Genomic DNA, 13,201 nt, shown 5'->3' with positions numbered 1-13,201 from the left:
ATTTCATAATATACGCTATTTCCGATAATAACATTTATCGGAAATAGCAAGTCTATATCGAGTACTCTAATTGTCACAAACTTTGATTGTTTATCTTATTGAGATTTCAACCAAGCCAACAACTCTGTCAGTGATTGAATTTGATACGTTGGCGTAATCTCTTGCGGATATGTTTTGTTGTGTTGATTGAGCCAGCAAGTATCTATGCCAAAATTAATGCCGCCAAGAACGTCAGACTCCAGTGTGTCACCGACCATCAGCACGTGATTTTTATTTGGCGAACCCATTTGTTCTAAAGCATGTTCGAAGATTTTTGGATGAGGTTTGGCAACACCAACAAGCTCGGAAATAACAACCGGCGAGAAATATGGCAGAAATCCAGTTCGCTCTAAACGGATATGCTGTAGCTGCGCAAATCCATTGGTAATGATGCCCATGTTTATTTTGTTTTCATGCAAATGCGTTACGAGCTCTGTAGCGCCAGGTAATGTTTTACAAATTTCAGCCATGGAGTCTAAAAACTGTTTATTAAGCTCTTTGGCGCTGATGGCCAGTCTATCGCTCCATAATTTGAAACGGCGTGTTTGTAGTTGTTCAGCGCTAATTTGGTTATTTTGATATTCCACCCAAAGCTGTTTATTGACTAATTGGTACTCATCGTATTCTGCTTTTTCAAAACTGACACCATGTTTGGCAAACATGTGTTTTAGACCTGCGAAATTGTCAAAATGAAAAAGTGTTTCGTCAGCATCAAAAAGCATCCATTGGTATTTCATTGTTTCTACTTATATATAATTTGATTATTTAAAATGTTCGGGATGAAGAACGGGCGCTAGTGCAAGTAGCAGTGCTTGGGTATAGACACTTTCTCTGGTAGCGGCATGGTTTGTAAATAAGCCGATAGCGCCGCCCTTTTGCCGGATGTTATCGGTATTAAACAGCTCATCCATGACTATCCCTAGTTCTTCATTCGCTTGTAAGCGCTGATAAACCTTATTAGGTAAAGGTAAATTCGCCGAGCGTCCAGTCATTAGTTCACCATCACTATTTAAAACAGCAACATAAGCAAAGGTCGCTGCACCCTCCTCGAATTCATCGACACCACCTTCCATAGCAACAAAAAAGTCCATATCGTTGCTGTCGTTATGTTCTGAGCAATATTTGGCGCGGTTTTGCGCACCAAGGCGAGTATCTGCTTCTGTCATCGGTTGATCGGCAACACCAGACGGCGCATGCATTTCTTCACAATGAATGGTGTGATTAGGAAATACCTGTGAAAAAGCCTGTCTTGCGGCATTTACTTTGACGGGGTTGGTTGAGCCAACACAAACTCGAATAACAGTAGAGCCTTGTTTGATTGTCATTTTTTGCCTCAATAGTTAAAAAGTAAAAACAAAAAAGCCGCTATGTTGTTAATAGCGGCTTGAGATTTAGACTATTGTAAGCCTACGCTTGCCCTTTAATGATTGGTGTTGGGCAGGCCACATCGGCATTTTGCGCTCTGTGCCTTAGCAAATGATCCATAATGGTCAAGGCCAACATAGCTTCAGCAATAGGCGTAGCGCGAATACCAACACAAGGATCATGACGACCTTTGGTGATAACTTCTATTGGATTGCCGGCACGATCGATACTTTTACCTGGGATTGTAATACTGGATGTAGGTTTTAGTGCCATATGAACAACAATGTCCTGCCCAGATGAAATGCCACCTAACACGCCGCCAGCGTGATTGCTTAAAAAGCCTTCAGGCGTCATTTCGTCACGATGCTCACTGCCTTTTTGCTCAACAACATCAAAGCCATCACCAATTTCTACGCCTTTTACTGCGTTAATACTCATAATCGCTTTGGCAATATCGGCATCTAGACGGTCAAATACTGGCTCGCCTAAACCCGGCATTAGGTTCTTTGCAATAACGGTAATCTTCGCGCCCACTGAATCGCCTTCACGGCGCAATGCCGTCATGTATTCTTCAAGCTGTGGGATTGCATCTGGATCAGGGCTAAAAAAACTGTTTTTGTAGACTCGACTTAAATCTTTGACTTCCAATTTGATTGGACCAAGTTGAGACAAGAAACCTTGTATTTCGATGCCAAATTGTTGCTTCAAGTATTTCTTAGCAATAGCACCAGCAGCCACGCGCATTGCTGTTTCACGAGCGGATGAACGACCGCCACCACGATAATCGCGGAAGCCGTATTTTTGGTCATAAGTATAATCAGCATGGGCAGGACGGAAAGTCTCCGCGATATTGCCGTAATCTTTTGAGCGCTGATCGGTGTTTTCGATTATTAAACCAATCGGTGTGCCCGTGGTTTTGCCTTCAAAAACACCCGACATGATTTTGACTTCGTCAGCTTCACGACGTTGTGTTGTATGCTTCGATGTACCAGGTTTACGCAGATCTAAATCACGCTGTAAATCAGCTTCACAAATTTCAATGCCTGGTGGGCAACCATCCACAATGGCGCCAAGCGCAAGACCATGACTTTCACCAAACGTGGTGACTTTAAAAAGAGTTCCAAATGTATTACCAGACATAGTTTATTTCTGCTCTTGTAATAGTTCGCTAAGTTGTTCTTTAGTTAGGATAAAAACACCATTACCACCCTGCTCTAATTCAACCCACATAAAAGGAATGTTAGGGTAAGCGGCTTGTAAAGCTGTTTCGGTATTTCCTACTTCGTATATTAATATACCGTCATCTTGCAGATAATGCGCGACTTGGGCTAAAAATTCGTGGGTGAAATTAAGGCCATCTTCACCGGATGTTAAGGCTAATTCAGGTTCATTATGAAATTCTGCTGGAGCGTTTTCAAAGTCTTCGGCATCCACATAAGGCGGATTACAAATAATCAGGTCATATTGTTTGCCTACTAAGCCTTTAAACATATCCGAATGAATCGCATGAACTCGGTCTTCCACTTGATGGCGCAGAATATTTTCATTGGCAACTAAGAGTGCCGCGCCACTAATATCTGAAATATCGACTTCTGCGTCTTCAAACACTAATGCGGCAGCAATGCCTAGACAGCCAGATCCGGTACACATATCTAAAATATTCAACGGATAGGTTTTAAGCCAAGGTGCAAATTCGCTTTCTAATAGAGAAATAATCGGAGAGCGCGGAATTAATGTATCTTTGGTGACTTTAAACGGCAATCCCATAAACCAAGCTTCGCCTAAAAGGTATGGAAGCGGCTCACGTTTGGTAATGCGAGTTTGTACTAGTTTTAGAATGTGTTTCTTTTCATTGTATGACAGCGCGCAATCCAACATATCACGATCAAAGTCGAGCGGAAGTTTTAACGCGCCCATAACAAGATGAACGGCTTCATCCCATGGGTTGTCTGTGCCATGACCGTAAAACAAGTCTGCCTGTTTAAAGCGGCTGAATGTCCAACGGATAAAGTCTTTGATGGTGGTTAAATCTCGAACGGCTGATTGTTTGTAGCTCATCTTCTCTTCTTAATTATGAATGCGCGGATATAGCGAGTGACGCATTATAACGGTTATTGTTTCGAGCCTCTATCTTTGCGTTGCATGGTTTTCATTGAGTTGGTGAGTTCGTCGAATTTATTCGCCACCATTTGCCACTGGTCAGCCTCTTCTTTTACTTTGGTGTTTTGGATTTCTTGCAGAGTGGTGGCAAGTTTTTGATTTTCTTGTGCTAATTGTGAAAGTTGATTGTCTTGTTTGGCTAGGTCCACTTCTTTTTGGGCAAGGTTAATTCTGAGTTCGGCGTTTTCTTTCTGTTCTTCTTTAATCTGGCGTGCCAGTACTGCGTTTTGAGCGATCACTTCTTGGTATCTTTGTTCACTAAAGGCAAATTGCTGTTTACACGTCTCAGCTTCGTCACTTACTTTCTTGTGCTCTGCCGTTAATAAATCGTGTGCTTTTTGCAATTCAACCAAAGCCGAGGATAAAGACAGATAGCCGCTTTGTGTCGCCTCTTGCTTGAGTATTTGGTGTTGCTCAATTTCGGATGATTTCTCATCGAGCAATTTTCCGAGATTTTGAGTTACTTCTCTTGAGAAACGTTTAAAGACAGGAAGCAATACATCATTGAGTTCGCTTAACTCATGTTGTTGCTGTTCTTTGTAGGCTTCTTCCCAGTCGGTGATCGCATTTAGGAAGGTAGTGTTTGAGCAGCGCCGACCGTCCTTTTGCAGAAAATACTCAGTTAAGCGAGGAATATTTGGAAAGCTGTTTTTTTCGATTAACTCCCAGCAGGCTTGGTTAATTTCCTCTCTTGCTATGTTTGCTTTGCGAGCCATCGTTCACATCCTAATAATCGTTAAAGATCTAAATAAGATAAATAATGGATTTATATTATCAAATATATCTTAACTATAAAACATCACGACGAATCTGCTTGCCGCTTTTATTTTGTTCATTGATATATTTTAGACAATAAAAAAGCTCCCGTAGGAGCTTAGAGGTTTTGAGCAGATATTTATTGAATGCTGGTAGTGTTGATAACTCGTGTTGCCATTTCAACACCAAACTCTTTGGCCAGCTCTTTCCATGAATCCTGCTTTGGTTCAAAAACTACAGGCTCAGCATCAGGGAAACGCGCATCTAATATTTCGTTGACGCTCGCCAATCCATCGATCAGGCCAATCTTGATGGCTTGTGAACCGGTAAACACCATGCCTGAGAAGACATCATCCGTAATAACGAGTCTATCACCACGACCTTCTTTTACAGCATTGATAAACTGTTGGTGAGTTTCATCTAATACTGCTTGCCATTTCACTTTTGCTTCTTCGGTCATTGGAGCAAATGGATCAAGAAATGCTTTGTTACGACCTGCCGTGAAAGTGCGTCGTTCTACACCAATTTTTTCGAGCAAATTGGAAGCATCAAAACCGGAAGAAATAACACCAATTGAACCAACTAAGCTGGCTTTATCAGCGTAGATTTCATCTGCGGCGGAAGCTATGTAGTAGCCACCTGAAGCGGCCATGTCTTCAACAACCACTAGAACCGGAATGTCTGGATAGTTTTGCTCTTTGGAGCGAATAGCGTCGTAAATAATGCCAGAGTGAACTGGGCTTCCGCCTGGGCTGTTCATTTCAATGACCACACCTTTGAGACGAGAGTTTTGGTAAGCGGCATCAAGCAAGCCAACAAACTCAGAAGATTCAATCTCGTTATCGGCACCGATAACGCCACGCATTGGAATCATGGCAACGACGTCACCTTCTATACTGACGTCTTGAAAGTTGGATTTTGCAAACCAACCACCAATCACTGCCAAGAAAATGGCTAGCGTGGTGAAACGGAAAAATATTCTCCAACGTCTAGAACGACGCTTCTCAATAAGATTATCACTGAGTGTTTTCTCTAGTAATGACCAAATCTCTTTATTTGGATCAGTGACCTCTATTTCAGTTTTTTTCTCAGCCTTCACATGCTCGCTTGAGGTTTCTTCATTAAGTGACTGCTTGCGATCTTCGTCTTCTGTCCAGCTCATTTTCTATAACCCTAAAATGTTTGATAATTGATTAAAATCGTTTATTAGCGCGTGCGGTTGGCAAGCTCTTAATCGCTCTTCTTGATGCGCACCGTACGTTACTCCAATGCTTTTCATTCCTGCATTAGTTGCCATGATTAGATCATATTCTGTATCGCCAATCATAATGGCGTGCTCAGGTAAAATATTTAGCTCCGTCAATATTTGCTCTAGCATTAGTGGATGTGGTTTTGATAATGCTTCGTCGGCACAGCGGGATGCAACAAAGTAATCTCTTGTATTAGTTAGAGACAATACTCTTTCAAGCCCTCGGCGACTTTTGCCTGTCGCCACTGCCATTTGCATGCCTGTGACTTGTAGTTTGTTTAGTACATCAATAACGCCGGGATAAGCTAATGGTGGCGTTTGATCAGCTGCTACATAAATAGTTTTGTAGTGTTCGATGATTGCATTTTGTTCATTTAAAGATAGCTCTGGCCAAACCGTATCAACCGCTTTATCAAGGGACAAACCAATGATGTTTTTTATATCGTCTTTTACTCTTTTTGGTGCGTTTGCCAAGTGGCCAGCCTGCAACATGCTGTGACATATAGTGTCAATGGAATCGAACAAGGTACCGTCCCAATCAAAAATCACCAATTTAACCATAGATACCTCTTAAGAATAATCAGGCGAAAGTGTACCATAACCGAAAATGACAAAATAAGGATTGGTAATGACGACTGGTTATACTTTAGAGCAGCTTTCAATTGATCAAAGTGTCGAATATCGCAAGGTGGTAACACAAGCAGATGTGCAGGCTTTTGCTGACGTTACGGGCGATACAAACCCTGTTCATTTAGATGCAGATTACGCAGCAACAACTTCTTTTGGTAAGCCAATTGCTCATGGCATGCTGACCGCTGGCTTTATTTCTGCAGCCATTGGCACTCAATTACCAGGACCTGGCTGTATTTATTTAGAACAAACATTGAAATTCCGCTCTCCGGTTTTTGTTGGACAAGAAGTGGTTACCACAGTAACGGTTACAGATATTAACGAACGCCGTCGCCGAGCGACGCTAAAAACAGTGTGTGAATGTGACGGAAAAGTGGTTGTAACAGGCGAAGCAACGATTATGCTTCCAGCATAAACTGCTTACAAAACAAAGAGCTGAATTTATAAAGAGCATTGTTGTTAAACAGCAATGCTCTTTTTTTGTCGATGTGTGTCTGACACTCACTTCATTAAAAAGGTCATGAAATAAGCTATTACCTGTGCTTTGGATTGAGCTCCCTTATTTGCATCACAATTGTTAGTCAAAGTGTTTGATCGTGAAAAAATGCGGCATTTTGTAAAAAAGACTGGGATTTAAGCAGGAGCAAGCCTATATTTATTAGATAGAACAAGGACTAGGTGTTGCCATGAAAATTCAATTGCTAATGATCATTGCCGTAATAGTGTCGTCTTTATTGACGATATCTCAGCGCGCCAATGCTCAAGAGGCAAATCAATTTCGTTGGCTGGAACCTAATGTAGAGCAAAAATGTGACGAAGTCGTTGTCCCAGATCAAGGCAATGGTTCAGACAGCGGTTGTGTCATATTTATTCGGTTTCGCACCCAAGTTTCTACTTTAACTCCTACACCTTTTCTACATTACCGCTTACCCGTTATTACTAAAATCAGTGGTAACATCAACCCAAGAGCCCCGCCTGTTTCATTGATATAACTCACCCAATATCTGTCTATATTTTTTATTATTACGCTGGGGATTTATCATGAAAACATTAACTTACGTATCTACAAAAGACGTTAACGCTCTTACTTGGCCGGCCACTACAGAAAACATAAATCTTTATTCTCCTGCTTTATCCGTTTTTACTGATTTCCAGACCGCGGGTCCACGAGTGATTGAATCTAATACTCGTGCTGATGAATTAGTTCAGTTGATGAGAAAAGAACATGTACGCATGAAAATCGTAGTAGATACTGACAATCACTTTGTTGGCGTTATTAGTCTTGAAGATTTATCTGAAGATGTGTTTATCAAACAAGTGGCTAATGGCTTTCAACGCTCAGAGTTGATGGTTGCTGACTTGATGAGGGCGAAAGAAGCATTGCTTGCCCTATCTTACACATCCCTTAAACATTCAGATATCGAGTCACTCTTGTTTAGCCAACGAAATAATAAACTACAACATTTGCTTGTTATTGATGAAGGCACGAAAGCAATACGTGGCTTAATCTCGTCTAATGATGTTGCTCGCCAGCTACGGTTAGATATTGACGTTGCATTTTCTAGCTTTTCGCAGACTTACCAAAGCGCTGTTCTTGGTCAAAAAGATCAATCTAAAAAGCTAAAAGTGGCTTAAGTTAGCCAAAATTAATTTTATCAACCCATTAAAACCCCAAATTATATATAATTTGGGGTTTTAATGCTCAAACTAGGCTTCTTTCTTTTCGATCCAATAATAATAAATATCCCCTTCTTGCTCACGCTTAATAAGGTTGTGACCAAGAAATTGGCAGAATTTAGGGATATCTCTTGTCGTTGATGGATCAGTTGCAATAACCTTTAGTACATCTTTTGCCAAAAGTTTTCGCATCTCTACATGAAGCATCATAACGGGTTCGGGGCAAAGTAAATTTGTTGCATCAAGCAGCGCTTGGTGTTCCATAATATTTCTCTCAATAAGTTAAGCTTCGGTTTCGATATTCTTTTCTAGCCAATTTTTGGTGTAGGCTGCTATTTCTAAAATCGTATCTTCGATACTGGTATTGTATTTTTTTAAGGCTTTAAAGTCATGATCTGCACCTTCTACCCAAATAATGTCTACATTCTCTGGTAAGGATTGCTGACTTACCCACTCATAGGAACCAAGTTGATCCCTAGTCCCTTGAATAATAAGGCATGGCGATTTTAATTCATCAAGAAAAGCAAGACGGTGTTTTTCAGGCTTTCCTGCCGGATAGAAAGGAAAACCATAGCAGACGATAGCCTTCACCATAGGAAGATCCGAGAGTTGTGTAGCGACTCTCCCACCCATGGATTTTCCTGCGACAATACAGTTTTTTTCATTCGCAATGCACTCGGCATACTCAGGAACAAGAGTGGTAAACCTCGGTGGCGGCCTTTTCTTTCCGGTACGTTCTTGTTCTTGCATGTATGAAAAAGTTACTGGTATGACAACCTGTTGTCGTTGCTCGGATATAGCATTGCAAAGCAGTGTTAAAAAAGTGCTGCTGTGACCTGCGCCAGCACCGTGAGCGAGATAAAAAGGAAGAGGATTCATGTCCATAAGAGTCAGAAATGTTATTAGATCAGAATAGGAAGACGGTTAAAACCTTGCTAGAGGTATTATTGCCGACAATGCAGGAAAAGGTTTTATCTACAGTATGGAAATCCTTGATCTGGGTCAGCAAATGGCTTTTCACTAAAGTGTAAACTCCTATTAGAAATTTTAATAGGAACACATCATGATTTGGGATTCTTCACTTATTGCTAAGTACGACCTATCTGGGCCTCGCTACACATCTTACCCAACGGCACCACAATTCGACTCAAGTATTAGTAAAATTGCGCTTATCGATAAGATGTTAATGCCTTCCGAAGCACCTCTTAGTCTATATTTTCATATTCCGTTTTGTGCTCATCTTTGCTATTACTGCGCTTGCAATAAAATTGTGACTAAGAAGTATGAAAAAGGTGCTGAATACGTTGAGTTGCTAGGTGAGGAAATGAGATTACGCAGCCTCATGCTCGATCACACTAGAGAGGTAACTCAGTTGCATTTCGGTGGCGGCACACCTACTTTTTTAACAGAAGAATTAATTGATGTGCTGTTTGACAATATTCAACAACATTTCAATTTAATTAACGACGGAACACAAGATTATAGTATCGAAATAGATCCTAGAGAAATTAGTCGATCTAAGCTGAAATTGTTAACTGAAAAAGGAATTAATCGAATTAGCATTGGTGTGCAAGACTTTGACATCAAGGTACAAGAAGCTATTCACCGGGTTCAGCCTATCCAGATGGTAGCGGATCTAGTTGTAGATGCTCGAGCACTAGGCATTAAATCCATTAATTTCGATCTGATTTATGGTCTACCTTATCAATCAATTGAAGGTTTTAAAAAGACACTAGATCAAGTGGTTGAATTATCGCCAGAGCGAATATCGCTTTTTAATTATGCTCATCTACCGGATCGGTTTAGAGCGCAAAAGCGCATTTCAGATGAAAGTCTACCATTATCAAGCATGAAGCTTGACTTGTTAAAAATGAGCATCGAGCATTTGATCTCTGCTGGTTATGAATATATCGGCATGGACCATTTTGCGAAGCCGACAGATAGTCTGGCAATAGCGCAAAAACAAGGCAAGCTACAGCGTAACTTTCAGGGCTATACGACGCATGCTGGTACCGATTTAGTCGCTTTTGGAGTTTCTGCTATCAGTGATTTAAATGGTGTTTATATTCAGAACCATACAGACTTATCAATTTATAGGAGTAGTATTGAGAAAGGTCAACTGGCAATCGCTAAAGGATATATTAGCGATCTAGATGATAGAATTCGACATCAAGTTATAATGACGTTAACTTCACAATTTGAGTTGAACGCTGCTAGCATTGAGCAAAAATACAATATTCGCTTCTTTGAATATTTTGCTGAAGAGGTACAAAATCTAACACCCATGGTGGAAGATGATATGTTGGATATTAATCGTAGTGGAATGCAGACCACTATTAAAGTGACAGAACGCGGTAGATTACTAATTCGCTGTATTTGTATGGTTTTTGATAAATATCTTAATAGCGCCATAAAATACTCAAAAGTTATATAGATCGAGATCAGGGAGATTCAAATGTCAATGACACACACACAGTCACGATTCAATAGTACGCTTACTTCGCAGTGTCAAAACTGTAGCTTAAGTGCTCTTTGCCTTCCAATTGCATTGGCAGATGAAGATATCAATCGACTAGATCAAATTATTGAGCGAAAAAAGCCACTTAAAAAAGGCGAATTTTTATTTCGACAAGGTGATGCGTTTGATTCCGTTTACGCTGTTCGCTCCGGCACTTTAAAAACGTTTAACATCACTTCAGTTGGTGAAGAGCAAATCACGGGGTTTTATTGCCCAAGTGAACTAGTTGGTTTGAGCGGCATTGATTCAAACGTCTACCCTGTTTCTGCAAAGGCGTTGGAAACCACAACAGTGTGCGAGATTCCTTTTAGCCATCTTGAAGAGTTATCTTCACAGATTCCTTCTTTGAAGCATCAAATATTTAAGGTGATGAGTCGAAAAATATCCGACGACCAACAGATGATGGTTTTGTTGGGGAAAAAGAATGCGGATGAAAAAGTCGCTTCTTTCCTATTGAATCTATCTAATCGATTCAAAAAACGTGGCTATTCAGCGAGCTCATTCCGTCTATCCATGTCTCGCGGTGAAATTGGTAATTACCTTGGTCTGGCGGTTGAAACGGTTAGTCGAGTTATTACTCGTTTTCAAAAAAATGAATTAATACATGTTGATGGTAAAGAAATAGAGATAATTGACTTCCCTGAAATACAAAAACTCGTTGGGGTTGCCAGTGACTGTGGTAAAATCGCGCGCATTTAATTAATAAAATGAGGCTCTACTGGAATGCTTTACGACGATTTTTACGTTAAATCACTGATACAAACAATAGAAGACTGGCCTAAGCAAGGCATTAGCTTTAGAGATATCACCCCCATTTTTAGTGACCCTAAAGGAATGAGAATGGTTGTGGATGCTTATGTGCATCGCTACATAGCTAGTGATATTACTCACATAGCATGCATCGATGCTCGTGGCTTTTTGATTGCCGCTGTTTTGGCTTATGAACTACAAAAGCCACTTATCTTGGTTCGTAAAAAAGGTAAGCTTCCAGGTAAAACGATTTCACAGAAATACGCATTGGAATATGGTGAAGCCGAGCTAGAGATTCAAGAAGGCGCAGTTAAGGCGGGTGATGAGGTATTGTTATTTGATGACTTGATCGCTACTGGCGGCACTCTATTGGCAGCAATTAAACTATTGACCAATCAAGGCGCTAACATCAAAGAAGTGGCAGCTATTATAGATCTGCCTGATCTAGGTGGAAGCCAGAAGCTGAGAGATAATGACATTCCCGTTTTTAGCCTATGCGCTTATGATGGTGAATAATATCGTTATATAAATAAAAAAGGTGGCTTTCAAGCCACCTTTTTTATTTATCAAATTGCTACACTTTGCAGATTAGAAATCTACAGTTGCACCAATAGCAAAGCCATTATTTGCTTCTTTGCGAGTATCGTTGTCATAAATAATCTCTGTTTTGCCATAACTAATAAAGGCTCGTGCATTTCGCATAGTCATGTACTCTGCACGAAGCTCGTAGACATACATGTGATCAAGGTTAGTGAAAGACAAAACCTGAGGTGCGTAATATAAAGAACCAAAGATACTTAGACGGTTTGCTTGAGGAAGTGTGTAGCGATACCAGCCACCTAAAGCAAGAGCAACAGATACATCATCGTTATCTTTTAGGTCAGCATCTACACCGTACAATCGCACTCCAAGACCAACCTGCAATGGACCGCTGGTATCTGAATCTTCAACGCCCAAACCTATATGTGCGGTAGTGACACTTTTGTCTTTATCATAGGACATTCCTGCACCTATTCCAAAAGTTCCCATATTGAAATTCAGGCCACCTTTCACGGTCTCATTGGTTAATGCTACATCAGCAGTTGAAGCATTAACGATTGACGATCCTAAAATACCGACGGCTAGTAATAGGGTTTTATGAGTAAAGTTCATTTCTATTATCCTATAATGAAATAATATTTAATCGGTCAAAAGCCGCTGGCGACTGCTTCAACCCTTTAAAGTCGAATAAGTTTGTGTCTGCTAAGTGAGATGGTACTACATTTTGTATAGCAGAGAACATTGTCTCTGTTCTTCCTGGAAATTCTTTTTCCCACTTCTGCAACATATCCTTTACAACCTGCCGCTGTAGATTCTCTTGTGAACCACAAAGGTTACAAGGAATAATTGGATATTCCTTCATTTTAGCGAAGGCTTCAATATCCTCTTCCTTACAGTAAGCTAGAGGGCGAATAACGATATGCTTTCCATCATCGCTTAATAACTTTGGCGGCATAGATTTTAATTTACCACCAAAAAACATATTTAAGAACAATGTCTCAAGAATGTCATCTCTATGGTGGCCAAGCGCAATTTTAGTTGCCCCAATTTCTTCTGCGAAACCGTACAAAGAACCTCGGCGCAAACGAGAGCATAAGCCACATGTGGTTTTTCCTTCTGGCACGATCTCTTTTACAATACTGTAAGTATCACGTTCTAATATATGAAAATCCACTCCTAGCTCTTCCAGATAAGCAGGTAAAATATGCTCTGGAAAACCGGGTTGCTTCTGATCAAGATTTACTGCAATGATACTGAAGCTAATAGGTGCGCTAGCTTGCAGATTTCGCAAAATCTCCAACATAGTGTAAGAGTCTTTTCCTCCAGATAAACACACCATAACCTTATCACCCTCTTCAATCATATTGAAGTCAGCAATAGCTTGGCCAGTTAATCTGCGAAGGCGTTTTTGGAGCTTATTCAGCTCTAATTTTTCTTTAGGTCGAGTAGATAAATCCATCATAAATACGCTATAAACAAAACGCGCCTATACTACTATAAGGAGGCAACTATCGCAT

17 protein-coding genes are annotated in these 13,201 nt (G+C 40.5%); 6 read left to right on the top strand and 11 right to left on the bottom strand.

Annotated elements, in window-relative coordinates; genetic code table 11:
• Window positions 1-95: 95 nt before the first annotated feature.
• From yjjG to ACO05V_RS13100, 7 genes are all read right to left on the bottom strand, one after another.
• Window positions 96-776, bottom strand: a complete 681-nt coding sequence (yjjG, locus tag ACO05V_RS13130; RefSeq protein WP_421852094.1) for a pyrimidine 5'-nucleotidase — start codon at window positions 774-776, stop codon at window positions 96-98.
• Between the two features lie 24 nt (window positions 777-800).
• Window positions 801-1,364, bottom strand: a complete 564-nt coding sequence (gene yjjX / locus ACO05V_RS13125; protein ID WP_421852091.1) for an inosine/xanthosine triphosphatase — start codon at window positions 1,362-1,364, stop codon at window positions 801-803.
• Between the two features lie 82 nt (window positions 1,365-1,446).
• Window positions 1,447-2,544, bottom strand: coding sequence for a chorismate synthase (gene aroC, locus ACO05V_RS13120; protein WP_421852088.1), 1,098 nt, complete (start codon window positions 2,542-2,544; stop codon window positions 1,447-1,449).
• 3 nt (window positions 2,545-2,547) lie between these two features.
• Window positions 2,548-3,462: a 50S ribosomal protein L3 N(5)-glutamine methyltransferase gene (gene prmB / locus ACO05V_RS13115; protein ID WP_421852085.1), complete on the bottom strand. Its 915-nt coding sequence runs from the start codon at window positions 3,460-3,462 to the stop codon at window positions 2,548-2,550.
• 53 nt (window positions 3,463-3,515) lie between these two features.
• Window positions 3,516-4,280, bottom strand: a complete 765-nt coding sequence (locus ACO05V_RS13110) for a hypothetical protein (RefSeq protein ID WP_421852082.1) — start codon at window positions 4,278-4,280, stop codon at window positions 3,516-3,518.
• A gap of 179 nt (window positions 4,281-4,459) precedes the next feature.
• Window positions 4,460-5,482 carry a signal peptide peptidase SppA gene (gene sppA / locus ACO05V_RS13105; protein WP_421852079.1) on the bottom strand — a complete coding sequence of 341 codons (1,023 nt, stop codon included), beginning with the start codon at window positions 5,480-5,482 and terminating at the stop codon, window positions 4,460-4,462.
• Between the two features lie 3 nt (window positions 5,483-5,485).
• The gene (locus ACO05V_RS13100; RefSeq protein ID WP_421852076.1) at window positions 5,486-6,130 is read right to left on the bottom strand and encodes an HAD-IA family hydrolase; all 645 of its coding nucleotides are present in this window, start codon (window positions 6,128-6,130) and stop codon (window positions 5,486-5,488) included.
• A 67-nt stretch (window positions 6,131-6,197) separates the two neighbouring features.
• On the opposite strand from ACO05V_RS13100, the gene ACO05V_RS13095 reads away from it, so the two are divergent.
• The 3 genes from ACO05V_RS13095 to ACO05V_RS13085 all read left to right on the top strand — a co-directional run bounded on the left by ACO05V_RS13095 (window position 6,198) and on the right by ACO05V_RS13085 (window position 7,834).
• Entirely contained in the window at window positions 6,198-6,614 is a 417-nt protein-coding gene (locus tag ACO05V_RS13095; RefSeq protein ID WP_421852073.1) for a MaoC family dehydratase, read from the top strand.
• A gap of 271 nt (window positions 6,615-6,885) precedes the next feature.
• On the top strand, window positions 6,886-7,191 hold the full coding sequence (locus tag ACO05V_RS13090; protein WP_421852071.1) for a hypothetical protein: 306 nt from the start codon (window positions 6,886-6,888) through the stop codon (window positions 7,189-7,191).
• A gap of 49 nt (window positions 7,192-7,240) precedes the next feature.
• Window positions 7,241-7,834 (top strand): CBS domain-containing protein, encoded by a 594-nt coding sequence (locus ACO05V_RS13085; protein ID WP_421852068.1) that lies wholly within the window; start codon window positions 7,241-7,243, stop codon window positions 7,832-7,834.
• Window positions 7,835-7,906: 72 nt separating this feature from the next.
• Here the strand turns inward: ACO05V_RS13085 and tusA are convergent, their stop codons facing one another.
• Together tusA and ACO05V_RS13075 are read right to left on the bottom strand one after the other, a co-directional pair.
• Window positions 7,907-8,140, bottom strand: coding sequence for a sulfurtransferase TusA (gene tusA, locus ACO05V_RS13080; RefSeq protein ID WP_421852065.1), 234 nt, complete (start codon window positions 8,138-8,140; stop codon window positions 7,907-7,909).
• 18 nt (window positions 8,141-8,158) lie between these two features.
• Complete coding sequence (locus ACO05V_RS13075) at window positions 8,159-8,755, bottom strand: alpha/beta family hydrolase (RefSeq protein ID WP_421852062.1); 597 nt, start codon at window positions 8,753-8,755, stop codon at window positions 8,159-8,161.
• Between the two features lie 184 nt (window positions 8,756-8,939).
• Here ACO05V_RS13075 and hemN point away from each other — a divergent pair, with 184 nt between their 5' ends.
• Genes hemN through ACO05V_RS13060 form a run of 3 tightly spaced genes read left to right on the top strand, consistent with a single transcriptional unit; the run spans window position 8,940 to window position 11,660 of the window.
• Window positions 8,940-10,310, top strand: coding sequence for an oxygen-independent coproporphyrinogen III oxidase (gene hemN / locus ACO05V_RS13070; RefSeq protein ID WP_421852059.1), 1,371 nt, complete (start codon window positions 8,940-8,942; stop codon window positions 10,308-10,310).
• Window positions 10,311-10,331: 21 nt separating this feature from the next.
• The gene (gene fnr, locus ACO05V_RS13065) at window positions 10,332-11,093 is read left to right on the top strand and encodes a fumarate/nitrate reduction transcriptional regulator Fnr (protein ID WP_421852056.1); all 762 of its coding nucleotides are present in this window, start codon (window positions 10,332-10,334) and stop codon (window positions 11,091-11,093) included.
• 24 nt (window positions 11,094-11,117) lie between these two features.
• On the top strand, window positions 11,118-11,660 hold the full coding sequence (locus tag ACO05V_RS13060) for an adenine phosphoribosyltransferase (RefSeq protein WP_421852053.1): 543 nt from the start codon (window positions 11,118-11,120) through the stop codon (window positions 11,658-11,660).
• A 72-nt stretch (window positions 11,661-11,732) separates the two neighbouring features.
• Here ACO05V_RS13060 and ACO05V_RS13055 read toward each other — a convergent pair whose 3' ends face one another.
• Together ACO05V_RS13055 and ttcA are read right to left on the bottom strand one after the other, a co-directional pair.
• On the bottom strand, window positions 11,733-12,296 hold the full coding sequence (locus ACO05V_RS13055; protein WP_421852050.1) for a YfaZ family outer membrane protein: 564 nt from the start codon (window positions 12,294-12,296) through the stop codon (window positions 11,733-11,735).
• A 10-nt stretch (window positions 12,297-12,306) separates the two neighbouring features.
• Window positions 12,307-13,146, bottom strand: coding sequence for a tRNA 2-thiocytidine(32) synthetase TtcA (ttcA, locus tag ACO05V_RS13050; protein ID WP_421852048.1), 840 nt, complete (start codon window positions 13,144-13,146; stop codon window positions 12,307-12,309).
• Between the last annotated feature and the right edge of the window lie 55 nt (window positions 13,147-13,201).

Origin of the sequence: Marinomonas sp., from assembly GCF_965225885.1 — a bacterium.
Classification (GTDB): Bacteria; Pseudomonadota; Gammaproteobacteria; order Pseudomonadales; family Marinomonadaceae; genus Marinomonas.
The sequence above is the reverse complement of the archived record's forward strand: the minus strand, read 5'-3'. Positions and strand labels throughout refer to the sequence as shown.

Bases quoted from the DNA above. Each gene is read 5' to 3' on its own strand.
- yjjG (WP_421852094.1), bottom strand. From the start codon at position 776: ATGAAATACCAATGGATGCTTTTTGATGCTGACGAAACACTTTTTCAT.
- yjjX (WP_421852091.1), bottom strand. From the start codon at position 1,364: ATGACAATCAAACAAGGCTCTACTGTTATTCGAGTTTGTGTTGGCTCA.
- aroC (WP_421852088.1), bottom strand. From the start codon at position 2,544: ATGTCTGGTAATACATTTGGAACTCTTTTTAAAGTCACCACGTTTGGT.
- prmB (WP_421852085.1), bottom strand. From the start codon at position 3,462: ATGAGCTACAAACAATCAGCCGTTCGAGATTTAACCACCATCAAAGAC.
- ACO05V_RS13110 (WP_421852082.1), bottom strand. From the start codon at position 4,280: ATGGCTCGCAAAGCAAACATAGCAAGAGAGGAAATTAACCAAGCCTGC.
- sppA (WP_421852079.1), bottom strand. From the start codon at position 5,482: ATGAGCTGGACAGAAGACGAAGATCGCAAGCAGTCACTTAATGAAGAA.
- ACO05V_RS13100 (WP_421852076.1), bottom strand. From the start codon at position 6,130: ATGGTTAAATTGGTGATTTTTGATTGGGACGGTACCTTGTTCGATTCC.
- ACO05V_RS13095 (WP_421852073.1), top strand. From the start codon at position 6,198: ATGACGACTGGTTATACTTTAGAGCAGCTTTCAATTGATCAAAGTGTC.
- ACO05V_RS13090 (WP_421852071.1), top strand. From the start codon at position 6,886: ATGAAAATTCAATTGCTAATGATCATTGCCGTAATAGTGTCGTCTTTA.
- ACO05V_RS13085 (WP_421852068.1), top strand. From the start codon at position 7,241: ATGAAAACATTAACTTACGTATCTACAAAAGACGTTAACGCTCTTACT.
- tusA (WP_421852065.1), bottom strand. From the start codon at position 8,140: ATGGAACACCAAGCGCTGCTTGATGCAACAAATTTACTTTGCCCCGAA.
- ACO05V_RS13075 (WP_421852062.1), bottom strand. From the start codon at position 8,755: ATGAATCCTCTTCCTTTTTATCTCGCTCACGGTGCTGGCGCAGGTCAC.
- hemN (WP_421852059.1), top strand. From the start codon at position 8,940: ATGATTTGGGATTCTTCACTTATTGCTAAGTACGACCTATCTGGGCCT.
- fnr (WP_421852056.1), top strand. From the start codon at position 10,332: ATGTCAATGACACACACACAGTCACGATTCAATAGTACGCTTACTTCG.
- ACO05V_RS13060 (WP_421852053.1), top strand. From the start codon at position 11,118: ATGCTTTACGACGATTTTTACGTTAAATCACTGATACAAACAATAGAA.
- ACO05V_RS13055 (WP_421852050.1), bottom strand. From the start codon at position 12,296: ATGAACTTTACTCATAAAACCCTATTACTAGCCGTCGGTATTTTAGGA.
- ttcA (WP_421852048.1), bottom strand. From the start codon at position 13,146: ATGATGGATTTATCTACTCGACCTAAAGAAAAATTAGAGCTGAATAAG.